The sequence below is a fragment of the Clostridia bacterium genome (assembly GCA_019683875.1).
Taxonomy (GTDB): Bacteria; Bacillota; Sulfobacillia; order RBS10-35; family Bu92; genus Bu92.
This window is the reverse complement of the sequence record JADGHN010000009.1, coordinates 1-21245: the sequence shown is the minus strand read 5'-3', so window position 1 is coordinate 21245 and position 21245 is coordinate 1. Positions and strand designations below refer to the sequence as shown.

The window sequence follows — 21245 nt, the reverse complement described above, 5'->3', positions numbered from 1 at the left end:
CGTTCGCTTTCATCCTCGCGCGGAGGAGGCGTCCTCGTTGAAACGCGCCGACCGCCTGGCGGCGATCGTGCAACGTCTCCTGGAACGGCCCGGCCAGCTCCACTCGCTCACGCAGATGAGCGAAGACCTGGGCGTCGCGAAGTCGACGATCAGCGAAGACCTCGCCCGCATCCGCCAGGCGTTCGCCGAGGGCGGTCTGGGCCGGGTGGAGACGTTCGCCGGCGTCAACGGGGGCGTTCGCTACCTGCCCTTGCGCGACCCGGCCACCATCCGCGCTTGGGCTGAGGAACTGCGCGACATCCTTCAGCAACCCGACCGCATCCTGCCGGGCGGGCTCATCTACCTCATCGACGTCCTGTTCAATCCGCTCTGGGCCCAGCGCGTGGGCGAGACGTTCGCCTCGTGGTTCCACGGTAACGGCGTGGAGTACGTGCTCACCGTGGAGACGCGGGGCGTGCCGCTGGCGCTCTTCACGGCGTGGGCGCTCGGCTGCCCGATGCTCCTCGCGCGGCGCAACAGCCGCGCCACCGAGGGTTCGTCGGTGAGCATCCACTACGCCAGCACGGGCTCCGACCGCATTCAGACGATGAGCCTCGCACGCCGCGCCCTGCCGCCCGGGAGCCGCGTCCTCGTCGTCGACGACTTCATGCGCGGCGGCGGCTCCGTGCGGGCCATGTGCAATCTGCTGGAAGAGTTCGACGCCGAAGTGGCGGGCGTCGGCGTCATGATCGCGACGTCGGTGCCGGAGGAGAAGCAAGTGCCGGCGTATGAGACCATGTTCGTGCTCGAAGACGTCTCGGAGGCGCATGGCGCGCGCCTGCGCCTGGGCGACCGTTTCCAGGAGGGGTAGCCGTGTCGGTCACGTTGAACGACGTCCGTGAGGCGGCGGAGCGGATTCGCGGGGTGGCCGTGCGCACGCCCATGCTGCACGTCCAGTCGCTGGACCAGGTGGCGGGGCGGCGCCTGTTTCTCAAGATGGAGAACATGCAGCGCACCGGTTCGTTCAAGATCCGGGGCGCCTTCAACAAGATCTCGCGCCTGTCGGACGAGGAGCGGGCGCGCGGCGTCGTCGCCGCGTCGGCCGGCAACCACGCGCAGGGGGTGGCGCTCGCGGCCGCGCGCGTGGGCACTCGCGCCGTCATCGTGATGCCGCAGGGAGCGGCGCTGCCGAAGGTGATGGCGACGCGCGGTTACGGCGCGGAGGTGGTGCTGCACGGCGACACGTACGACGCGGCCTACGCGCGCGCGCTGGAGATCCAGCGGGAGCGCGGCCTGGTCTACGTCCACGCGTTCAACGACCCGTGGATCGTCGCCGGCCAGGGCACCGTGGGGCTGGAGATCCTCGAGGACGTGCCCGACGCCGACGTGGTCGTCGTGCCGATCGGCGGCGGCGGGCTGATCTCCGGCATCGCGCTCGCGGTCAAGTCGCTGCGGCCGGAGACGCGCGTCATCGGCGTGCAGGCGGAGGGCGCCGCGGCCGTGTACCGGTCGCGCCGGGAGGGGCGGCCGGTCGTGCTGGACCGCGTGCGGACAGTGGCCGACGGCCTGGCGATCAAAAAGCCGGAGGAACTCACGCTGGGGCTCATCGACCGGTACGTGGACGACATCGTGCTCGTGTCGGAGGACGCGATCGCGCGGGCGATCATGCTGCTCGCCGAGCGGGCCAAGGCGGTCGTCGAGGGGGCCGGGGCCGTCGCGCTGGCGGCGGTGCTGAGCGGCCAGGTGCCGGCGGCGGAACGCACGGTGCTCGTCGTCAGCGGCGGCAACATCGACCTCATCCAGCTGGCGCGGGTCATCGACCACGGCCTCGCGCAGGACGGCCGCTACCTGCGGGTGGTGACGACGCTCGTGGACCGGCCCGGGGCGCTGCGCGACTTCCTCAACGTCGTCGCCGAGGCCGGCGCGAACGTGATCGAGGTCGAGCACTGCCGGCTTCGCCAGGGCATCGCGCTGGGGGAGACGGACATCGAGATCACGCTGGAGACGCGCAACGCGGAGCACGCGGCGGAGACGCTGCGACAGCTGCGCGCGGCCGGTTACGCCGTGTCCGTGACGCCGGGAAGCGAAGGGTGACGCGAGCGGCGTCTCAACCTCGCGGATCAAAGACAGGAAGAAAAGCTTCGCCGACTGGTAGGATCTGGAAATGCCACGTCGAATTCCCCCGTCACCGGTCACCGGACATCACGGCGGGACCATGGCCCGCCGAAGGGGGAATCCGATGGAGATCACGGAGGTCCGCTTTCGACGGTCGCTGCGGGACAACAAGGTCCTCGCCAGCGCGTCCGTCGTCTTCGATCGCAGTTTCGTCGTCCACGAGTTGCGCGTCGTCGAGGGCGTGAACGGCCCGTTCGTGTCGATGCCCGCGAGGCGCACGGCCGGCGGGGAGTACCTCGACATGGCGCACCCGGTCACCGCCGAGTTCCGCGAGCATCTTCAGGACCGCGTCCTGTCCGCGTATCGGGAATGGGCGGCGCAGCGCGAGGGGTCGCGCGAGCCGTCGGAAAAGGCGGAGGCCGTCGCAGCCGCCGGCGGCGCGTGCTGAAGCCCGCCCCGGGGAGGCCGGCCGTCCGGCCTCCCCGGCGGGCCGCCATCGCGCGTGCAGGCGTCCCGTCACACGGCGCGGAGGAGCTGGACCACGCGCAGCCACGTCACGAGACCCGCGGCGCCGTGGGAGACGCCGATGGCGAGGGCCGCGCCCTGGATGCCGAGCTCCGGCATCCCCGTCAGCGTGTAGACCAGGACAAGGCGCAGCGCCGAGCCGACGAGGCCGATGACCATGCCGTCGGTGGTGCGGCCCAGGCCGTTGAGGATGCCGGATCCCGTGATGTGCAGGTACATGAACGGGGCCGCGAACGACAGCGTCACCAGCATCGGCGCGATGCCCGGCTCGCCGTAGAGCACGCGGCCGAACCACGCCGGCGCGAGGAGCATCATGGCCGACATGCCGGCGCCGATGACGACCGTCGCCCCGAGGGCGAGGGCGGACCGCAAGCGGAGGTCGTCGCGCCGCTTCAGCGTCGCCGCTTCCGCGATCTCCGGGATCAGCGTCGTGCTGAGCGGGTAGAGGGCGACCGTCGCCAAGTACACGACGGGCACGGCCATGCCTACGAGCTCGCCGAAGCGGGCCGTCGCCTCCTCCACGGTCAGGCCCGTGGCCACGAGGCGCGCGGGGATGAGGATCGCGTCGAGCGTGGCGTTCAGCGAGCCCACCACGTGGGACAGCGCCACCGGCCAGGAAAGCTTCACGAGGTGCGTCGCGATCGCGCGGCGACGCCGCGGCGGGCGGTCGTGGACGGCCATATCCCGGCGGCGCCGGCGCACGTACGCCCCCACGAGCACGAAGAGCCCGACCCACTCCCCGACCGCCGTGCAGGCGGCGGCCAGCGCGGCGAGCGCCGTGTCCTCGTCCGGCAGGTACCACGCGAGGAGCGCGTACACGCTCAGGACGCGCACGACCTGCTCGGCCACCTGTCCGGCGGCGATGGGGCTCATGTTCTCGAAGCCCTGGAAGTAGCCGCGGAGGATGCTGGAGAGGCCCGTGGCCACGAGCGCGGGGGCGAGCGCCCAGAGCGGGTACGAGATGCGCGGGTCGTGCAGGAGGTTCCTGGCGAGGAAGGGCGCGGCGATGACGAGAAGGACGGTCGCGGCCGCGATGAAGGGGACCACCAGCCACATCGCCACGCGCCGCACCCGTTCGGCTTCCCCATAGTCCCGCAGCGCCGCAGCGTCCGCCACCATCTTCGCCACGCCGGTGCCCAGCCCCAGGGTGGCCACCGTGAGAAAGAGCAGGAACACCGGGATCGCCCGCTGGATCAGGCCGAGGCCCTCGGCGCCCACGGCGCGCGCGAGGCCGACGCGATACGCCACGCCCAGCACACGGTTGATCACGCCCGCGGAGAAGAGGATGAGGGTGGCGCGGAACAGGCGAGAACGGAACCATCGCAAGGGTGTCATCGACCTCCGGGCTTGGCCGGGGTGCGCGGCCCATGGTGACGAGGCTTGTAGAGTGTATTGGCGAGGGTGTGCGGCCATGCTGGAGCGGAGGGCGCGCGGGGAAGAGGGCGCGGCCACGCTGCGGAGAGGTCCGGCGGGCGGGAGGCGCCGTGGGCGACGCACGGCCGCTTCAGGCGTGTAGTACAATTCCCGGGGGGATTCGATGGGACGGACTGTCGCCGTGGTTCTCGCCGCCGGCCAAGGGACGCGCATGCGGAGCGAGCTGGCCAAGGTCCTGCATCCGGTGGCGGGGCGGCCGATGATCCGGTACGTGCTGGACGCGGCGGGCGATTCCGGCGTCGACGCGATCGTCGTCGTGGTGGGCCGCGACGCGGAACGCGTGGAAGCCGCCTGCGACGTGGCGACGGCCGGACGGGCCGTGCCCATCGCGTTCGCCCGGCAAGCCGAGCAACTCGGCACGGGCCACGCCGTTCTGCAGGCGAGGCCCCTCGTGGGCGAGGCGGAGACGATCCTCGTCCTCTACGGCGACACGCCGCTGATCGAGCCGGCGCAGATCCGCGCGCTGCTCGACACGCACGCGCGCTCCGGCGCGGCGGCCACCCTTCTGACCGCGCACGTGGCGGATCCCACCGGCTACGGGCGCATCGTCCGGGCCGGCGACGGCGCCGTCCTCCGCATCGTCGAGGAGAAGGACGCGTCCGACGACGAGCGCCGCATCCGGGAGATCAACACGGGCATCGGCTGCTTCGCGTCGGGCCTGCTGTTTCAGGCCCTGGAGCGCGTCGAGCCCCGGAACGCGCAGGGCGAATACTACCTCACGGACGTCGTCGCCGTTCTCCGCAGCATGGGCCATGCCACGGCGGCGCTGGTCACGGAGGACGCGCAGGCCGCGCTCGGCGTGAACGACCGCGTGGCGCTGGCGCAGGCGGACGGCGTCATCCGGCGGCGGCGGCTGGAGCGGCTCATGCGGGAGGGCGTGACGGTCGTCGACCCGGCCAGCACGTTCGTGGACGCGGACGTCGAGATCGGACAGGACACCGTCATCCTGCCGTTCACGGTGCTGGAAGGGCGCACGCGCATCGGCCGCAACTGCCGCATCGGCCCGGGGAGCCACATCATCGACGGCGAGCTCGGCGATGGCGTCACGGTGATGCAATCCGTCGTGGAGCGGAGCCGCGTCGCGGAGGGCGTTCGCATCGGGCCGTTCGCGCACGTGCGCCCCGGATGCGAGATCGGGCCGCGGGCGGAGATCGGCAACTACGCGGAGGTCAAGAACTCGAAGCTCGGCGCGGGGGTCAAGGCGCACCACCACTCCTACATCGGCGACGCCCGGATCGGGGACAACGTGAACGTGGGCGCGGGCGTCGTCACCGTCAACTACGACGGCCGCCGCAAGCATGTGACCGTCGTCGAAGAGGGGGCGTTTCTCGGGTGCAACGTCAACCTGGTGGCGCCGGTCACCGTGGGGCAGGGCGCGTACGTCGCGGCCGGATCCACCGTCACGGACGCCGTGCCGCCGGGCGCGTTGGCCATCGCCCGCGAGCGCCAGGTGAACAAGGAAGGTTGGGTCCAGAGAGCGCGCAGCCGGCCGGCTGAGGACGGATCGGCCTGAGATCCGCCCGTGCCGCAACAGGGGGGCGCAAGGTTGGGAGAAGGTTTGCAGATTTTTTCGGGCACGGCGCATCCCGCCCTGTCCGAAGCCATCGCCCGCTACGTCGGGATTCAACTGGGCGCCATTGAGATCGGCCGCTTCAGCAACGGGGAGACGCGCGTCAGCGTGCTCGAAAGCGTGCGCGGCCAGAACGTGTTCGTCATCCAGCCGACGTGCCACCCCGCGAACGACACGCTGATGGAGCTGCTCATCGTCATCGACGCGCTCAAGCGCGCGTCCGCGCTGCGCGTCAACGCGGTGATCCCGTTCTACGGGTACAGCCGGCAGGACCGGAAGCTCGGCCCCCGGGAGCCGATCACGGCGAAGCTCGTGGCGAACCTCCTGACGGTGGCGGGCGCCGATCGCGTGGTCACCGTGGACCTGCACGCCGGCCAGATCCAGGGGTTCTTCGACGTGCCCGTCGACCACCTCACGGCGGTGCCGATCATCGCGGAGTACATCCGCTCCCTCGGGCTTGAGCGCGCCACCATCGTCTCCCCCGACTCCGGGGGCGTCGCGCGCGCGCGGGAGCTCTCCAACCGGCTGGGCGTGGGCCTGGCGATCATCGACAAGCGCCGCTCGGGCCCCAACCAGATCGAGGAGATGAACGTCATCGGCGACGTCCAGGACCGCGATGTCGTCATCATCGACGACATGATCGACACGGCGGGCACCATCTGCATGGGGGCGGTCATGCTGAAGGAGCGGGGCGCGCGCCGCGTCTACGCGGCGTGCACGCACCCGGTCCTGTCGGGGGCGGCCGTGGAGCGGCTGGCGGAGGCGCCGTTCGAGGAGATCATCGTCTCGGACACGATTCCGCTTCCGCCGGGCGCCCAGAAGTTGCGGAACCTGCGCGTGCTGTCCGTCGCCCCCCTGATCGGCGAGGCCATCCTGCGCATCCACGAGCACCACTCGGTCAGCAAGCTGTTCAACTGACCCGACGCGGATCGGGTTTGGGCGCCGGATCGGCGCCGTCCGCACTTCGACATCGAAAAGGAGGAGATCGTCGTGGCGGAGCTGACGTTGCCCATTGAACCGCGCACGCCTGGTCACCCCAACCGCGACCGGCGCGAGGGGTACGTCCCGGCCGTCGTGTACGCACACGGGCAGCCGGCCGAGTCCATCCGCGTGCCGGAGAAGCGGTTGCGCGAAGTCTTCGGCACCGGCGGCGAGCACCACGTGATCCGCCTCGTGCCGGAGGGCGGGCCGGCGCGCACGGCCATCGTCAAGGAAGTGCAGCGCGACCCGGTTCAGGGGAAGGTGCTCCATGTCGACTTCCAGGCCGTGTCGCTCACGGAGAAGATTCGGGCGCAGGTTCCCGTGGTGATCGTCGGCGAGGAGCAGATCGAGAAGGCCGGCTGGATCGTGCAGCACCAGCTGCACGCGTTTGAGGTGGAGTGCCTGCCGGCCGACCTTCCGGAGGCCATCCAGGTCGACGTGTCCGGCCATCATCCGGGCGAGGCCGTGCACGTCAAGGACGTGGCGGTGCCCGCAGGCGTCACCGTCCTCGAGGACGAGGACGCGGTCGTCGTCGCCGTCGTGGCGCCGCGGGCTGCCGAGCTGCCCGAGGAGGGCGAGGAAGCCCCGGCCGAAGGCGAAGCCGAGGCCGGCGCCGGCGAGCCTCGCGAACAGGACTAGCGCCGGCGCATGTGGCTTCTCGCGGGATTGGGCAACCCGGGCCCGGAGTACGCATCGACCCGGCACAACGCCGGGTTCTGGGTGCTGGATCGCATAGCCGCCGCGTGGTCGGCCGCGCTGCGCACCGACCGCAGGGCGCAGGCCGAGACGGCCAAGGCCACCTTCGGCGGCGAGTCGCTTTTGCTGTGCAAGCCGCTGACATACATGAATGAGAGCGGGCGCGCCGTCGCGCACCTCGCCGGGTACCACGGCATCCCGGTGGAGCGGATTCTCGTCGTCCACGACGACCTGGATCTGCCCTGCGGCGCGGTGCGGCTGAAGCGCGGCGGCGGCACGGGCGGCCATCACGGCCTCGATTCCATCGCCGCGCGCCTCGGGCCGGGGTTCGGGCGCGTGCGCATCGGCATCGGGCGCCCGGACGCCGAGGGCCCCGAGGCCGTGGTGCGCTGGGTGCTGGGCGCGCCGCGCCCGTCCGAGCGCGCGGACCTGGACCAGGCCGTGGCGCGCGCCGTCGAGGCGATCGAGGCGGTCTTGACGCAAGGCTGGGAGGCGGCCATGAATGTCTACAACCGGCGGTGAGAACGGAGCGCGCACGGGGTGCGGCGGGCGCTCCGGGAGCGGATCGTGACGGCGTCCCTGTGGTCGCTGTGGGCAGAGTGGCCTGACTTCCGCGCGGTGGTCGACGCGCTCCGCAAGGGGCAGCGCGAGCTGGCCGCGTACGGCCTCACGCGCCCTGCCGCGGCCATGGCGCTCGCGGCGCTCTGGCACGAGAACCGCCGGCCGCAGGTCGTGATCGCGCCGGACTGGGAAGCGGCGCGGGCGCTGTCGGAAGACCTGGCCGCGTGGCTCGGCGAGGACGCCGTCGCGCTCTTCCCGCCCGCGGAGTTCGTGCCGTACGGGGTGGCCGCGCAGAGCCGGGAGCTGGCGGCGCGTCGCCTGGAGGCGCTCCACCGCCTGGCCCACGGCGAGGCGAGCGTCGCGGTGGCGCCCGTCGCCGCGGCGCTGCGCCGGCTGATGCCGGCCGGCCCATGGCGCGAAGCGACCCTGACGGTGCGCCCAGGTGACCGGCTGGAGATCGACGGCCTCGCCCGGCGCCTGGTCGACCTCGGCTACGACCCGGCGGAGACGGTCGACGCGCCGGGGCTCTTCGCGCGACGGGGCGGCCTCGTCGACGTCTATCCCCTGTTCGGCGGGGGGCCCTACCGCATCGACTTCTTTGACGACGAGGTCGACAGCGTCCGCGTCTTCGATCCGGCGACGCAGAAGTCCACCGAGGCGTGCGACACCGCCGTCATCCCGCCGGCGCGGGAGGTCGTTGCGTCCGCGGAGCGGCGCGCCCGGGCGCGCGCGGCCGTCGAGCGGGACGCCGCGCGGGCCGCCGAGCAGCTCGAGGGCGGCCCGCAGGGCGAAGCCGGCCGGCGTCTCCTCGAGTACGCGAGCGAGCAGGCCGAGCGGCTTGAGTCCGAGGGCGGCGGGGCCGCGTGGGAGGCGTTCCTGCCCTATCTCTACGACGAGTCGGGCTGGCTCGGCGACTACGCGGGCCCCGGGGCGCTGTTCGTGCTCTATGAGCCGCTGCGCGTGGCCGAGCGGGCCGCCGAGATCGAACAGGAGCGGCGGGAGCGCTATGCGTCGCTGCTCGCGGACGGGCGCGTGCTCGCCCGGCAGCTGGAGATCCTCCCCTCGTGGGACGAACTGGCGGCGCGCGTGCGCGCCGGCACGACGCTGCTCGTCTCGCTGTTCCCGCGCAATCCGGCCGGGTTCCAGCCCTCGGGGGCCTGGTCCCTGGCCGCGCATGAGATCCCGCCCTTCCGCGGCCAGACGGCCCTCCTGCACGACGAGATCAAGCGCTGGCGGGAAAGCCGCTACGCCACGCTCGTCTGCGTGCAGGACGCCGACCGCGCGCGGAGGCTCGCCCAGGAACTGGAGGAGGCGGGCGTGCCCTGCACGCCGTTCGCGGAGCCGCCCGCCGAGTGGACGGCGCCCCCGCCCGGCTCCGTGTGGATCGTGCCGGCGCCGCTGGCGCACGGCGCCACGATCTCCGGCCTGCGCGTCGTCGTCGTCGGCGACGCCGACATCGCCGGCCCGCGCCCGTCCGGCCAGCGCCGCCGCGCGAGGGCGCAGGGCCAGCCGGCCGGCATCAAGATCACGAGCCTCGAGGACCTCGAAGTCGGCGACTACGTCGTGCACGTGCACCACGGCATCGGCCAGTACCTCGGCACGCGGACGATGACGGTGCAGGGCGTGCAGCGCGACTACCTCATGCTGCGCTACGAGGGCCAGGACCGCCTGTACGTCCCCACCGACCAGATCGACCTCGTCCAGAAGTACGTCGGCGGCGGCGAGAGCCGGCCCAAGCTCTACAAGCTCGGCGGCAACGAGTGGCAGCGCGTGCGCCAGCGCGTGAAGGAAAGCGTGCAGCAGATGGCGCGGGAGCTCGTGGAACTCTACGCCGCCCGGCAGGCGCTGGAGGGCCACGCGTTCTCCCCGGACACGCCCTGGCAGCGCGAGTTCGAGGCGGCCTTCCCGTATGAGGAGACGCCGGACCAGCTGCAGGCCATCGCGGAGGTCAAGGCGGACATGGAGCGGCCGCGCCCCATGGACCGGCTGCTGTGCGGCGACGTCGGCTACGGGAAGACGGAGGTGGCCGTGCGCGCCGCCTTCAAGGCGGTCATGGACGGCAAGCAGGTGGCCGTGCTCGTCCCGACGACGATCCTCGCCGAGCAGCACTACCTGACCTTCAAGGAGCGCTTCGCCGGCTTCCCCGTGCGCGTCGACATGCTCAGCCGCTTCCGCAGCCGCGCGGAGCAGGAGAAGACGATCACGCAACTGCGCACCGGGGAGGTCGACATCGTCATCGGCACGCACCGGCTGGTGCAGGAGGACGTGGCCTTCAAGGATCTGGGACTGCTCATCATCGACGAGGAGCAGCGCTTCGGCGTGGCGCACAAGGAGCGCCTCAAGCAGCTGCGGCGCACCGTCGACGTGCTCACGCTGACGGCCACCCCCATCCCGCGCACGCTGCACATGGCCATGGCCGGCCTGCGGGACATGAGCGTCATCGAGACGCCGCCGAAGAACCGGTACCCGGTGGAGACGTACGTGGTGGAGTACAGCGACGCCATCGTCCGCGAGGCGATCCAGCGGGAGCTCGCCCGCGGCGGGCAGGTGTTCTACCTGCACAACCACGTCAAGAGCATCCACCGCGCGTACGCGCGCCTGAAGGAGCTCGTGCCGGAGGCCGACATCGTCGTCGCCCACGGCCAGATGGAGGAGCGGGAGCTCGAGCGGGTGATGGTCGAATTCCTGCACGGCCAGCACGACGTGCTTCTCTGCACGACGATCATCGAGTCCGGCCTCGACATCCCGAACGTGAACACGCTCGTGGTCGAGGACGCCGACCGCCTGGGCCTGGCTCAGCTGTACCAGATCCGCGGTCGCGTGGGTCGCTCGGACCGGCTCGCCTTCGCGTACTTCACCTTCCGGCCGAACAAGATCCTCAGCGAGGCGGCGGAGAAGCGCCTGCAGGCGCTCAAGGATTTCACGGAGCTGGGCTCGGGCCTGCGCATCGCCCTGCGCGACCTGGAAATCCGCGGCGCCGGCAACATCCTGGGGCCGGAACAACACGGCTTCATGGCCCAGGTGGGCCTCGAGATGTACACGGAGCTTCTCGAGGAGGCCGTGCGCGAGCTGCGCGGGGAGCGGCGCGTGCCGGAGACGCGCGCCTCGATCGAGCTGCGCGTGGACGCCTACCTGCCGGACGATTACATCGCCGGCTCGCGCCACAAGCTGGAGTTCTACAAGAAGATCAACGCGATCGGCTCGCTCGAGGAGGCGGACGAGGTCGAGCAGGAGCTCGTCGACCGCTTCGGCGAGCCGCCTGCGCCGGTGCGCAACCTCCTCGCCATGGCGCGGCTGCGCGTGCGCTGCGGCGACCTCGGCATCCTCGCCGTCTCGCAGGACGGGTCCCGCGTGCGCTTCGGCTTCGCCGGCTACATGCAGCCGTTCATGGACGAGGTCCAGACGCTTCAGTCGCGGTTCCGCCGGCGGCTGCTCGTCGACCGCTCGACGAAGCCGGCCGTGACGCTTCTCCTGGAGAATCCCGCCGACCCCTTCGCGGAAATCGACGAGCTCGTCGCCGCCGTCAACGAGTTGCCGATGATCCAGCGCTGGCGCTCTTCGGCAGAACTGCCTGTCTGAATAACGCCTTCCCAGGCGCGCGTATACTACGCCCACAACCGGCCCGCGCAATAGGAGGTTCACGTCTCGTGAAAGCCACCGGAATCGTACGCCGCATCGATGACCTGGGCCGCATCGTCATCCCGAAGGAAATCCGGCGCACGCTGCGCATCCGCGAAGGCGATCCGCTTGAGATCTTCGTCGACCGCGACGGCGAGGTGATCCTGAAGAAGTACTCGCCGATCGGCGAGCTCGGCGACTTCGCGAAGGAGTACGCGGACTCCCTCCATGAGACGACGGGCCACATCGTCCTGATCACCGACCGCGACGCGGTCATCGCCGTGGCCGGCGCGCCCAAGAAGGAGTTCCTGGACAAGCGTGTCGGCAGCCTGATCGAACGCAGCATGAACGAACGACGACCGGTGGCGCACGCGGGCACGGGGCAGCCTCCGGCCGGCGGCATGATCGGCGACGAGGACCAGACGCACTTCAAGTCGTTCGTCATCGTGCCGATCGTCGCGCACGGCGACCCGATCGGTTCCGTGATCCTGGCCAATCGCGACGAGCCCACCGTGGGCGAGGTGGAGCGCAAGCTCGCCGAGACGGCCGCCGGGTTCCTCGCCAAGCAGATGGAAGAGTGAACGCGCACGTCCAGTCCATCCCAGGCGAGCTCCGTTGAGGGCCTGATCCGCCGCATGCCATAATGGCCTCGTTCCCGGAGGTGGCCATGCGGCAGGAGTCGTTCGTCGTCGGGGCGTTCGTGCTGATGCTGAGCAGCCTCATCAGCCGCGTCCTTGGCGCCACGTACCGCATCATCGTCCCCCTGCTCATGGGCGGCGGCCACCAGGGCGCCGTCGGCATGGGCCTGTACGGCATGGCCGCGCCGATCTACGGCGTCCTGCTCAGCGTATCCGCCACCGGGCTGCCGGTGGCCGTCGCGCGCATGGTCGCGGCGCGCGTCTCCGTGGGGGAGGCGCGTGCGGCGCAGCGTGTCTTCCGCGCGGCCTTCGGGCTCGTCGCCGCCGTGGGGGGCCTCTTCGCGCTGGCGCTGTTCGCCGGCGCCCCGTGGTACGCGCGGCACGTCGCGCGGGACGAGCGGGCCGCCCTGGCCGTGGCCGCCGTGGCGCCGGCCGTGCTGTTCGTGTCCCTCGGCGCCGTCTACCGCGGGTTTCTCCAGGGCCTGCGCCAGATGACGCCCTACGCCGTCAGCCAGGTGGTCGAGCAGCTGGCGCGCGTCACGGCCATCCTGGTCCTCGTGGTGCTGCTCATGCCGGCCGGAGTGGAATGGGCGGCGGCCGGCGCGTCGTTCGGCGCGACGGTCGGCGGCGTCGGCGCGCTCGCCTATCTCGTCTGGCAGTACCGGCGCGTCTCGCGCGAACTGCGCGGCGGGACGGCCCCGGCCGGGACCGCGGCTGCGACGGCCCGGCATTCCGGTGCGGAAGCGTCGCAAGCCACGGCGTCGGCCGACCTGCGCGAGCTTCTCTCCCTCGCGGTGCCGATCTCCCTGTCCTACATGGTGATGCCGCTCGTCACGTTCATCGACGCGCTGCTCGTCCCCTCGCGCCTACACGCGGCGGGGCTGGGCGGCGAGGCCACCGCCCTCTACGGCCTGCTCTCCGGCTTTGCCGCGCCGTTCATGATCATGCCGACGACGTTCACGGCCGCGCTCGCGTTGAACGTCGTCCCCGCCGTGAGCGAACTGCAGACCCGGCGGGACGCGGCGGGCATCCGCGCCCGTCTCGGTCTCGGCGCGCGCCTGGCGTTGATCGTCACGCTGCCTGCCGCCGCCGGGCTGGCGGCGCTGTCCACGCCGATCGAGACGGTGATCTTCCACGCGCCCGAGGCCGGGCCGCTGCTGTTCATCCTCTCGTTCGGGGCCGTGGCCATCGGTCTCCAGCAGGTGACGGCCGCCGCGCTCCAGGGTCTCGGCCGGCCGGCGGTGCCGATGGCGACGCTCTTCGTGGGCGCGGCCGTCAAGTTCGTCCTGACGTACGTGCTGGTCGGCGAGCCGCGGCTGAACGTCGCCGGCGCGGCCATCGCCACGGTGGCCGCGTTCGCGTGCGCGGCCGTGCTCAACGCGGCGTACCTCGCGCGGCTCGGATACGGCGTTCCATGGTGGCGGGCGGGCGCGGCGCCGGCGTTCTCGGCGGCGGCCATGGGCGCGGCCGTGGCGGTCGCGTTCGACGGCGTGGACGCGTTGGCGCGGCGGCTCGTCGGAGACACTGTAGGCGGCCCTGTAGCGATCGGCGTGGCGGTGGCGGCGGGCGTCGCGCTGTACGGCATCCTGGCGGCGAGGACGGGCGCCGTGCGTCCGGAGGACGTGCAGTCGCTGCCCCGCGTCGGGGGACTGCTGGTGCGGGTGGGCCGGGCGCTGCGGCTGTGGCCACGCCCGGCCGGTCTCTAGGGAGGGGACGTCGTGGAAGAGGCGCCGATGGAGCGCGTCGTGTCGATCATGCGGACGCTGCGCGGCCCCGGCGGCTGTCCCTGGGACCGCCAGCAGACGCACCGGAGCCTGCGGCGCTACGTCGTCGAGGAGGCCTACGAGGTCGTCGACGCCATCGACAGCGGCGATCCGGAAAAGCTGAAGGAGGAGCTGGGCGATCTCCTCCTGCAGGTCGTCTTCCACAGCATCATCGCGGAGGAGGCCGGCCGCTTCAACTGGCGCGACGTCGCCGGGGCGCTCGCCGACAAGCTGGTCCGCCGCCATCCGCACGTGTTCGGGGACAAGCCGGCCGCGACGGCCGACGACGTCGTCTCCATCTGGCAGGAGGTCAAGGCCGCGGAGCGAGCGGACGAGGGCGTGGACGCGGGACGTTCGCGCAGCCGGCTGGCGGACGTGGGCAAGGGCCAGCCGGCGCTGCTCGCCGCCCTGAGCCTCTCCCGCGCGGCGGCCGCCCTCGGCTTCGACTGGCCTGACGCCGGCGCCGTGCTTGAGAAGGTGCGGGAGGAACTGTCGGAGCTGCAGGCCGCGCGCGACGAGAGCCCGGAGAGGGTCGAGGAAGAGTTCGGCGACCTCCTCTTTGCGCTCGTGAACTATGCGCGCTGGGTGGGGATCGACCCGGAAATCGCGCTGCACCGCGCGAATGTCAAATTTCGCGAGAGGTTCGCGCGCATGGAAGCGGCCGCCGAGCAGTCCGGCCAACCCTTGGAAGGGCGCTCCGCGGAGGAGCTCGACGCCCTTTGGGAGGACGCCAAACGCGCGATCGACGCATGGAAAGCGTCAAATCGTGGGGAATATGCAGGAGAAAGCGCGGAGGGCGCGAACTTCCCGCTTCGGACAAGCCGCCTGCGGCAGAAAGGGAAAGGAGAAAGTCAGGCGTGAACAAGAACGATCTCATCGCCAGCGTGGCCGACAAGACCGGCCTGACCAAGAAGGACTCCGAAAAGGCGGTCAACGCCGTCGTCGAAACGATCCAGGAAGCGCTCGGCCGCGGCGACAAGGTCTCCCTCGTCGGCTTCGGCACGTTTGAGGTCCGTCAGCGCAAGCCCCGCACGGGCCGCAACCCGCAGACCGGCCAGACGATCACCATCCCCGCGTCCAAGGTTCCGGCGTTCAAGGCCGGCAAGGCGCTGAAGGATTCTCTGGCGAAGTAGCCCGCTGGCTGGCGCGCAGGCGAACTCGCGCTCAAGGCGGAAACCAGGACGGGCTCCCTTGGGAGCCCGTTTTGTCTTGGGGGTCACCATGCGACTCGACAAGTTCTTGAAGGTCAGCCGCCTCATCAAGCGGCGCACCGTCGCGACCGACATGTGCTGGGCGGGACGCGTCCGGAAGAACGGGGCCGTCGCGCGGCCGAGCGCCGAGGTCCAGCCCGGCGACGAGGTCGAGATCGACTACGGCACCCGCGTCCTCACCGTGCGCGTCAAAGTCCTGCAGGACTCCATGCCCGCGCAGCTCGCGCACATCATGTACGAGGTCGTCCGCGAGGTCAAACGCCCTGACCCGGACCTGGGCTGACATACCGCCGGGGACTGGCGCCATATCCTGCGCTAGAGGAGGGCGCGGGTATGGACGGGAAGGATGGCGGCCGGCTGCAGCCGGGAAAGCCGCATGAAGTCACGGTCGTGAACCGCGAGACGGCGCACGTCACCGGCGTCCTGCACGTCGACAGCTTCGACGATCACGCCATCGTGCTCGACACCGACCTTGGCACGCTGACGATGACCGGCCAGGACCTGCAGATCAAGCAGCTCGACCTCGAAGAGGGCCGCTTCTCCGTGGAGGGGCTGATCCACAGCGTCGAGTGGAGCGTGGGCCGCGGCAAGCAGAAGGAGCGCGCCAAGGGCTTCCTTGCCCGCATGATCAAGTAGGCCATGGTCCCCGTCGAGATCCAGCTCTACGCCTTTCTCGTCACGGTGCTGACGGGGATCGCGCTCGCGCTTGCCTTCGACGTGAGCCGCGTCGTGCGCGGAGTCTTCCGCCTGCGCGGCCGGGCGGCGCAGCTGGCCGACGCGGGCCTCTGGCTGGCGGGCGCCCTGCTGGCCGCGACCGGCCTCTTCCTCGCGAACTGGGGCGAGATCCGCTACTACGTCGTCGTCGGGCTGGCGCTGGGCGCCGCCCTTTATTTCACCCTCGCCAGCGCGACGGTCGCGTGGACGGTCGAGCGCATTCTGCTCCGGCTGAGGGCCCTGGCCCGGTGGCTCCGCGGTTGGGCGCGGCGGCTTGCGGGCCTGGGGCGACGGGCGTGGCGCGGGCTCGGGCGCGCTGCGCGCGCGGCGCGGCGCTTCGCAGGCGTTCTGGCCTCCGCCGGCCGGCGGGGGTTCCGGGCCGTGCTCTGGCCGGTCCGCGTCCTGGCTGGCCTCCTGCGCCGCGTGGCCGGCCGGGGGCGCCGGCCGCCACCGGCGTGACGGGGCCAAGGGCGGAAGCAGGATTCGGGGCGCAAGCCGCGAACGGAATGTACCCAATCTGTATTCACAGCGTATGAACCTTGTCCACAAGTTGTGGACAAGTATGGGGATAACGGGGAGGCCGTTCCAGTGAACATCGAGATCCGCGGCGCGGAACGGCTGAGCTTCCGGGAACGGCAGGTCGTCGTCCTGAAGGAGACGGGACACAGCAATGAGGAGGTGGCACGCCGGTTGGGCATCGCGGTGGGAACGGTCGCCACGCTGTTCAACCGCGCGCGCGCCAAGGGGTACCAGGTCGTGATCGTCATCTCGGGCGACCCGCTCGGCGTGTACGGCGACGGAGACGCCCCGGAAGGCGTGGAGGCGTAGCATGAGGACGGGCAGCGCGCGCGTGTTGAGCTCAGCCCCCGAAGCCCTGGCGCCCGGCGCGCGGCCGCGCCGCGTCCGGCGCCGCTGGCACTGGCGCAGGACGCTCGTCGCGACCGTCGTCCTGTACGCCGTCTTCATGTTCGCGAGGCAGGAGTGGATGCTGCACCGCCTGCATCAGGAGGAGGCGCGGTACCAGGAGCAGCTGGCGGCGATCGAGGAGCGGAACGACCAGCTTCGCCAGGAGTTGCAAAGCCTGCAGTCGCTGCCCGCCATCGAGATGCAGGCGCGAGCCATGGGCCTGACGAAGCCGGGCGAAGTCGTCTACGAACCGGTGGAGTCGAAGCCGGGAGACTCGGAATCCGCGCCGCCGGCGGCGCCCGCGTCGCATTCGGGCGCTGGCGCTCCGGCCGGCGCGGGCCGCGCGGCGGACAGCGGGACCGCGTCTCACGCGAAGAGTGACGGCGGTCGCTAGACTCGCGCCGCTTGTTGAGGACTGTGAACCCGTGGAAAAACGTTCCATGTGAAACCGCTGTCTCGGAATCGCGCGATCGGCGCTCGCGCACGCCCGCGGAAAGACCTTCGCGTTTGACGGTGCGTCGTCTCGCCGCGTATAATCGTTTCGCGATTCCGTTACAGGGGGATATTGTGTCCATATGGCGTTCGCTGTGGGCGACATCGTCGAGGGCGTGGTGACGGGCATCACCAATTTCGGGGCGTTTGTGGAGTTGCCAGACGGCCCCACCGGACTGGTCCACATCTCCGAAGTGGCGGACGCCTACGTCGAGAATATCAACGATTACCTCAGCCGGGGCGACAAGGTCAAGGTCAAGATCCTCTCCATCGATCCGGCGGGCAAGAAGATCGGTCTCAGCATCCGGCAAGCGCAGCCCGGCGCCAGCGAGCGTCGCGGCGGAGGCGGCCGGCGCGGCGGGGGCAGCGGGCGTTACCGCGGGCCGGCCTCGTTCGAGGATAAGCTGGCGCGCTTCTTGAAGGACAGCGAGGACCGTCTCAGCGACCTGCGTCGACATTCGGACGACCGCCGCGGCGGCCGCGGCGCCCGTTCCTACTGATCATCAAGCCGTCGCCGGGCCGCTGCGACGGCTCGGACAAGCCGGGGTGGCGGAACGGCAGACGCGGGGGACTTAAAATCCTCTGCCGCAAGGCGTGCGGGTTCGAGTCCCGCCCCCGGCATGAATGCGAGAAAAGCCAAGCCCCGCAAGGATTTGCGGGGCTTCGTGTTTGCTCACGCAGCACGGAAACCTTCACCGGCGCGGCCGTCGTCCATTCTCCGGCCATCAAGCCAAGAGGCGATGGCCTGGCCCTAGTCCTCGGACGCCAGCCCCAGACCGAACTCGTTGCCATCCGGATCCTTGAACGACGCCCACCAGCCCCAGGGCATCCGTTCGGGCTTCGCCGTGAACTCGACGCCCTTGGCGCTCAGCTCCTCATAGGTCTTCTGCATGTCGTCACAGACGAGAATGACGTTCGTGAACGTGCCGATGCGGTTCTCCATCCCCGGCGGGGTGAAGAGGATCAGCCGGGTGTCGTCGCCGGGGAAACGGACCTCGATCCAGCGCGGCGAACCTGGCGCATCGCCCATCGGTTCATTGGAGACGACTTCGCAGCCCAGCACCTTCGTGTAAAACTCCAACGCGCGCTGCTGGTCCGACACGCAGATGCCGACCGACCGAACTTTTGTGATCATACGTTTCCTCCTACAAGTCCTCATTGTAGGCGAGGGGCCGGCCCTTGCACGCCTTGCACGGACGTGTCGGCGCACGCCTCCGCAACGCCGATGGCGGCAAGCGCCTCGCGGATGCGGATCATGGCGCTCTCAGCGCGCCTCTCAGTACGCCGCCGCCGCGTAGCGGCGCTCCAGGCGGCGGGAGTATGCGCGCAGGGCGAGGTTGGTGACGAAGTACACCGCCGCGATCACGGCGAACAGCTGCATGGCTGCCGCGGGCTGCTTGGCGAGGAGGATCGCCCCGCTGCCCGTGAGCTCGATGACGCCCAATCCCCAGGCGTACGACGTGTCCTTGATGATCGTGACGAACTCGCTCACGATGGGCGGGATCATCCGGCGGAGGGCCTGAGGTAGGACGATGTGCCACAGGATCTGCGGGGACGTCATGCCCTGCGAGAACGCCGCCTCCCACTGGCCCCTGTCCACGGAGACGAGCCCGCCGCGGACGATCTCCGCCATCACGGCGCTCGTGAAGAGGGTCATGCCGGCGATGGCGGCCCAGATCGGCGGCAGGCCGGACCAGAAGCGCATCGCCAACATGAGGAGCAGCATCGGGAGGTTGCGGATGGCCTCGATCCACCACAGCGCCGCCCGGCTGGCCGCGACCGCCGCGCGGTGGTCGGGGTGGATGTCGCCGCTGTAGCGGATGACGGCGAGGACGATGCCGCCCACGAAGCTGAGCGCGATCGTCGCGGCCGCGATCTCCAGCGTCACGCCGAAGCCCAGCGCCAGGAACGTCAGAGAACTAGGCTGGAACAGAACCTGAAGCGCGTGCAACGGTCGGTCGCACCTCCTCCGCGCGCCCGCGCGCGAGCATCCGCTCCAGCTTGCGGGCGAGGTGAGCGAGCGGCAGCGTCAGGCAGAGGTAGAGGACGGCCACCGTCACGTAGCCGGGCTGGTAGAGCAGCGTCTGCTGGGTCCAGCTGTCGGCCTGGTACATCAGGTCGTATCCGGGAATGAGCGCCAGGATCTGCGAGTTTTTCACCAGGTTGACGACCTGGTTCGTCAACGGCGGCAGCGCCACCCGGATGGCCTGCGGCAGGATGATGTGCCGCATGGTGGCCCAGTAGCCGAACCCCTGCGAGTAGGCGGCCTCGTATTGGCCCTTGGGAATCGCCTGCACTCCCGCGCGCACGATTTCCGCGATGTACGCGCCCGTGTAGACGCCGAGGGCGATCACGCCCACGGCCAGTACCGGCAGCGTGATCCCCGCGTGCGGCAGCCCGTAGTAGAGAAAGAACGTCTGAACCAGGAGCGGCGTGTTCTGGAACACCTCGACGTACACCCGGTTCAGCCAGCGCAGCGCGCGGAGCGGCACGAGCGCGAACAGGCCCATGAACACGCCCAGCACCAGGGAAAGGACAAGGGCCAGACCGGACGCCAGGATGGTCTGGCCCAAGCCCGCAGCGAACACTCTCCAGTCGCTGAAGAGCTGCTGCCATTGCCAGAGCTCGAACATCTAGGAGCTGCCGCCCCCTGTGAGGCCCCACTTCTCGTAGAGCTTCTGGAGCTCGCCCGACTGCTTCATTTCGTTGATGACGTCGGCGACGAGGTCGCGGAGATCGTCATTGCCCTTCTTCGTGGCGATGCCGTACGGCTCCTCGCTGTACTTGTCCGGCAGCAGCACCGTGTTGGGATCCTGCGCCTGGTATGTCTTCAGGATGGAGCCGTCCGTGGCCATGGCCTGAACGCGGCCGGCTTCGAGCGCGGTGAGGATCTCCGGGTACGTCTCGTACTCGGCCGTGTTCACCGTGATGCCGAGCTCCTGCGCCTTGTCCTTCAGGCGCTGGCCGGTGTCAGCGCCCTTCGACACGCCGATCGTCTTCCCATCCATGTCCTTGAGGCTCTGAATCCCGGAGTCCTTCATGACCAGGAGCTGAATGCCGTCGGAATAGTAGACGGGGCTGAAGTCGACGATCTTCTTCCGCTCCTCGGTGATCGTGAACGTGGCGGCCACCATGTCGATGTCGCCGCTGTCGAGGAGGCCGGTGCGCGTCTTGGCCGTCACCGGCGTGAACTCGACCTTGGACTCGTCGCCGAAGATCTTCTTGGCGACGGCCTTGGCGATGTCGATTTCCAGGCCCTCGAACTGGCCGGTGTCCGGGTTCTTGTAGCCGAAGCCGAGCACGTCGGCCTTCACGCCGACCTTGAGGTAGCCGCGCTCCTTGATCTTCGCGATGGCGCCGCCCCCGCCGCCGCCGCAGCCCGCGGTCAGCGAGAGCGCCAGGAGCACGCCGATGCCGGCCATGAGCCAGCGAGACCCGCGCTTCATGTGATCGCTCCCCCGTGGTGAAGGATTTTGCTCAGGAACGCCTTGGCCCGCTCCGTCTTCGGGCTGCCGAAGAACTCTTCCGGCGTCCCCTCTTCGACGATGCGGCCCTCGTCCATGAAGACGATGCGATCGGCCACTTTCCGGGCGAAGCCCATCTCGTGCGTGACCACGACCATGGTGATGCCCTCCTGTGCGACGTCCGTCATGACCTCGAGGACTTCGTTGATCATTTCCGGGTCCAGGGCGGACGTCGGCTCGTCGAACAGCATCACCTTCGGTTTCATGGCCAGAGCCCTGGCAATGGCGACACGCTGCTGCTGACCGCCGGATAGCTGGGCCGGATACGCATCGGCCTTGTGGGCGAGCCCCACGCGTTCCAGGTAGTGCAACGCCGTCTGCCGCGCTTCGTCCGTGGGAACCTTCTTGACGAGGCGCGGAGCCAGCGTCACATTTTCCAAGACCGTCTTGTGCGGGTAGAGGTTGAAGCTTTGGAACACCATGCCGATCTCCGCGCGGAGCGCGGAAAGCCGGGCGTGCGGCGATGTCACGTCCTGCCCGTCGACGATCACCTTCCCTGAGCTGACGCGCTCCAATCG

The 21245-nt window shown here is 70.3% G+C and carries 24 protein-coding genes and 1 tRNA gene; 19 read left to right on the top strand and 6 right to left on the bottom strand.

All coding sequences use genetic code 11. The annotated features are described in order from the left end of the window. The first annotated feature begins 37 nt into the window (after nt 1-37). The 3 genes from purR to IRZ18_01460 all read left to right on the top strand — a co-directional run bounded on the left by purR (nt 38) and on the right by IRZ18_01460 (nt 2542). Nucleotides 38-850 carry a pur operon repressor gene (gene purR / locus IRZ18_01470; protein ID MBX5475777.1) on the top strand — a complete coding sequence of 271 codons (813 nt, stop codon included), beginning with the start codon at nt 38-40 and terminating at the stop codon, nt 848-850. 2 nt (nt 851-852) lie between these two features. Beyond that, nucleotides 853-2073 carry a threonine ammonia-lyase gene (locus IRZ18_01465; protein MBX5475776.1) on the top strand — a complete coding sequence of 407 codons (1221 nt, stop codon included), beginning with the start codon at nt 853-855 and terminating at the stop codon, nt 2071-2073. Nucleotides 2074-2218: 145 nt separating this feature from the next. Beyond that, nucleotides 2219-2542 (top strand): septation protein SpoVG family protein, encoded by a 324-nt coding sequence (locus tag IRZ18_01460; protein ID MBX5475775.1) that lies wholly within the window; start codon nt 2219-2221, stop codon nt 2540-2542. Nucleotides 2543-2610: 68 nt separating this feature from the next. On the opposite strand, the gene IRZ18_01455 is transcribed toward IRZ18_01460, so the two are convergent. Next, on the bottom strand, nt 2611-3954 hold the full coding sequence (locus tag IRZ18_01455; protein ID MBX5475774.1) for a polysaccharide biosynthesis protein: 1344 nt from the start codon (nt 3952-3954) through the stop codon (nt 2611-2613). A 202-nt stretch (nt 3955-4156) separates the two neighbouring features. Here IRZ18_01455 and glmU point away from each other — a divergent pair, with 202 nt between their 5' ends. The 16 genes from glmU (at nt 4157) to IRZ18_01375 (ending at nt 17824) form a co-directional block, all read left to right on the top strand. Continuing rightward, on the top strand, nt 4157-5566 hold the full coding sequence (gene glmU / locus IRZ18_01450) for a bifunctional UDP-N-acetylglucosamine diphosphorylase/glucosamine-1-phosphate N-acetyltransferase GlmU (protein ID MBX5475773.1): 1410 nt from the start codon (nt 4157-4159) through the stop codon (nt 5564-5566). A 33-nt stretch (nt 5567-5599) separates the two neighbouring features. Further along, nucleotides 5600-6541, top strand: a complete 942-nt coding sequence (locus IRZ18_01445; GenBank protein ID MBX5475772.1) for a ribose-phosphate pyrophosphokinase — start codon at nt 5600-5602, stop codon at nt 6539-6541. Nucleotides 6542-6613: 72 nt separating this feature from the next. Then, entirely contained in the window at nt 6614-7243 is a 630-nt protein-coding gene (locus IRZ18_01440) for a 50S ribosomal protein L25 (protein ID MBX5475771.1), read from the top strand. A gap of 9 nt (nt 7244-7252) precedes the next feature. Next, nucleotides 7253-7822 carry an aminoacyl-tRNA hydrolase gene (locus IRZ18_01435; GenBank protein MBX5475770.1) on the top strand — a complete coding sequence of 190 codons (570 nt, stop codon included), beginning with the start codon at nt 7253-7255 and terminating at the stop codon, nt 7820-7822. A gap of 18 nt (nt 7823-7840) precedes the next feature. Continuing rightward, entirely contained in the window at nt 7841-11440 is a 3600-nt protein-coding gene (gene mfd, locus IRZ18_01430) for a transcription-repair coupling factor (GenBank protein MBX5475769.1), read from the top strand. Between the two features lie 68 nt (nt 11441-11508). After that, complete coding sequence (gene spoVT, locus IRZ18_01425) at nt 11509-12060, top strand: stage V sporulation protein T (GenBank protein MBX5475768.1); 552 nt, start codon at nt 11509-11511, stop codon at nt 12058-12060. Nucleotides 12061-12146: 86 nt separating this feature from the next. After that, a complete protein-coding gene (locus tag IRZ18_01420; GenBank protein ID MBX5475767.1) occupies nt 12147-13823 on the top strand; it encodes a polysaccharide biosynthesis protein in 1677 nt (558 codons plus the stop codon). Between the two features lie 27 nt (nt 13824-13850). Next, nucleotides 13851-14741, top strand: a complete 891-nt coding sequence (gene mazG, locus IRZ18_01415; GenBank protein MBX5475766.1) for a nucleoside triphosphate pyrophosphohydrolase — start codon at nt 13851-13853, stop codon at nt 14739-14741. After that, nucleotides 14630-15013 carry an HU family DNA-binding protein gene (locus IRZ18_01410; GenBank protein MBX5475765.1) on the top strand — a complete coding sequence of 128 codons (384 nt, stop codon included), beginning with the start codon at nt 14630-14632 and terminating at the stop codon, nt 15011-15013. The genes mazG and IRZ18_01410 overlap by 112 nt, the downstream gene beginning before the upstream one ends. Nucleotides 15014-15101: 88 nt before the next feature. Then, the gene (locus tag IRZ18_01405; GenBank protein ID MBX5475764.1) at nt 15102-15374 is read left to right on the top strand and encodes an RNA-binding S4 domain-containing protein; all 273 of its coding nucleotides are present in this window, start codon (nt 15102-15104) and stop codon (nt 15372-15374) included. 50 nt (nt 15375-15424) lie between these two features. Then, nucleotides 15425-15727, top strand: a complete 303-nt coding sequence (gene yabP / locus IRZ18_01400; GenBank protein MBX5475763.1) for a sporulation protein YabP — start codon at nt 15425-15427, stop codon at nt 15725-15727. Nucleotides 15728-15730: 3 nt separating this feature from the next. Then, nucleotides 15731-16264: a hypothetical protein gene (locus IRZ18_01395; protein MBX5475762.1), complete on the top strand. Its 534-nt coding sequence runs from the start codon at nt 15731-15733 to the stop codon at nt 16262-16264. Between the two features lie 129 nt (nt 16265-16393). Next, nucleotides 16394-16633 carry a sigma-70 region 4 domain-containing protein gene (locus IRZ18_01390; protein MBX5475761.1) on the top strand — a complete coding sequence of 80 codons (240 nt, stop codon included), beginning with the start codon at nt 16394-16396 and terminating at the stop codon, nt 16631-16633. Between the two features lies 1 nt (nt 16634). Then, nucleotides 16635-17105: a septum formation initiator family protein gene (locus IRZ18_01385; protein MBX5475760.1), complete on the top strand. Its 471-nt coding sequence runs from the start codon at nt 16635-16637 to the stop codon at nt 17103-17105. A gap of 181 nt (nt 17106-17286) precedes the next feature. Further along, on the top strand, nt 17287-17703 hold the full coding sequence (locus IRZ18_01380) for a S1 RNA-binding domain-containing protein (GenBank protein MBX5475759.1): 417 nt from the start codon (nt 17287-17289) through the stop codon (nt 17701-17703). Between the two features lie 40 nt (nt 17704-17743). After that, a tRNA-Leu gene (locus IRZ18_01375) sits at nt 17744-17824 on the top strand. 130 nt (nt 17825-17954) lie between these two features. On the opposite strand, the gene IRZ18_01370 is transcribed toward IRZ18_01375, so the two are convergent. From IRZ18_01370 to IRZ18_01350, 5 genes are all read right to left on the bottom strand, one after another. Then, on the bottom strand, nt 17955-18338 hold the full coding sequence (locus tag IRZ18_01370; protein ID MBX5475758.1) for a VOC family protein: 384 nt from the start codon (nt 18336-18338) through the stop codon (nt 17955-17957). Nucleotides 18339-18479: 141 nt separating this feature from the next. Beyond that, the gene (locus IRZ18_01365) at nt 18480-19154 is read right to left on the bottom strand and encodes an amino acid ABC transporter permease (GenBank protein ID MBX5475757.1); all 675 of its coding nucleotides are present in this window, start codon (nt 19152-19154) and stop codon (nt 18480-18482) included. Beyond that, entirely contained in the window at nt 19123-19836 is a 714-nt protein-coding gene (locus IRZ18_01360) for an amino acid ABC transporter permease (GenBank protein ID MBX5475756.1), read from the bottom strand. Before IRZ18_01360 ends, IRZ18_01365 begins: the two co-directional genes overlap by 32 nt. Beyond that, nucleotides 19837-20649, bottom strand: coding sequence for a transporter substrate-binding domain-containing protein (locus tag IRZ18_01355; protein ID MBX5475755.1), 813 nt, complete (start codon nt 20647-20649; stop codon nt 19837-19839). Continuing rightward, nucleotides 20646-21245: amino acid ABC transporter ATP-binding protein (locus IRZ18_01350; GenBank protein ID MBX5475754.1), on the bottom strand; the 600-nt coding region annotated here is incomplete at its 5' end. The genes IRZ18_01350 and IRZ18_01355, both read right to left, overlap by 4 nt.

What these genes read in the sequence shown, in the direction of transcription:
- IRZ18_01395 (MBX5475762.1), top strand. Translation starts at nt 15,731, where the DNA reads ATGGTCCCCGTCGAGATCCAGCTCTACGCCTTTCTCGTCACGGTGCTG.
- IRZ18_01360 (MBX5475756.1), bottom strand. Translation starts at nt 19,836, where the DNA reads ATGTTCGAGCTCTGGCAATGGCAGCAGCTCTTCAGCGACTGGAGAGTG.
- IRZ18_01355 (MBX5475755.1), bottom strand. Translation starts at nt 20,649, where the DNA reads ATGAAGCGCGGGTCTCGCTGGCTCATGGCCGGCATCGGCGTGCTCCTG.
- IRZ18_01370 (MBX5475758.1), bottom strand. Translation starts at nt 18,338, where the DNA reads ATGATCACAAAAGTTCGGTCGGTCGGCATCTGCGTGTCGGACCAGCAG.
- IRZ18_01435 (MBX5475770.1), top strand. Translation starts at nt 7,253, where the DNA reads ATGTGGCTTCTCGCGGGATTGGGCAACCCGGGCCCGGAGTACGCATCG.
- IRZ18_01385 (MBX5475760.1), top strand. Translation starts at nt 16,635, where the DNA reads ATGAGGACGGGCAGCGCGCGCGTGTTGAGCTCAGCCCCCGAAGCCCTG.
- mazG (MBX5475766.1), top strand. Translation starts at nt 13,851, where the DNA reads ATGGAGCGCGTCGTGTCGATCATGCGGACGCTGCGCGGCCCCGGCGGC.
- IRZ18_01460 (MBX5475775.1), top strand. Translation starts at nt 2,219, where the DNA reads ATGGAGATCACGGAGGTCCGCTTTCGACGGTCGCTGCGGGACAACAAG.
- IRZ18_01380 (MBX5475759.1), top strand. Translation starts at nt 17,287, where the DNA reads ATGGCGTTCGCTGTGGGCGACATCGTCGAGGGCGTGGTGACGGGCATC.
- glmU (MBX5475773.1), top strand. Translation starts at nt 4,157, where the DNA reads ATGGGACGGACTGTCGCCGTGGTTCTCGCCGCCGGCCAAGGGACGCGC.
- IRZ18_01455 (MBX5475774.1), bottom strand. Translation starts at nt 3,954, where the DNA reads ATGACACCCTTGCGATGGTTCCGTTCTCGCCTGTTCCGCGCCACCCTC.
- yabP (MBX5475763.1), top strand. Translation starts at nt 15,425, where the DNA reads ATGGACGGGAAGGATGGCGGCCGGCTGCAGCCGGGAAAGCCGCATGAA.
- IRZ18_01410 (MBX5475765.1), top strand. Translation starts at nt 14,630, where the DNA reads ATGGAAAGCGTCAAATCGTGGGGAATATGCAGGAGAAAGCGCGGAGGG.
- IRZ18_01420 (MBX5475767.1), top strand. Translation starts at nt 12,147, where the DNA reads ATGCGGCAGGAGTCGTTCGTCGTCGGGGCGTTCGTGCTGATGCTGAGC.
- IRZ18_01405 (MBX5475764.1), top strand. Translation starts at nt 15,102, where the DNA reads ATGCGACTCGACAAGTTCTTGAAGGTCAGCCGCCTCATCAAGCGGCGC.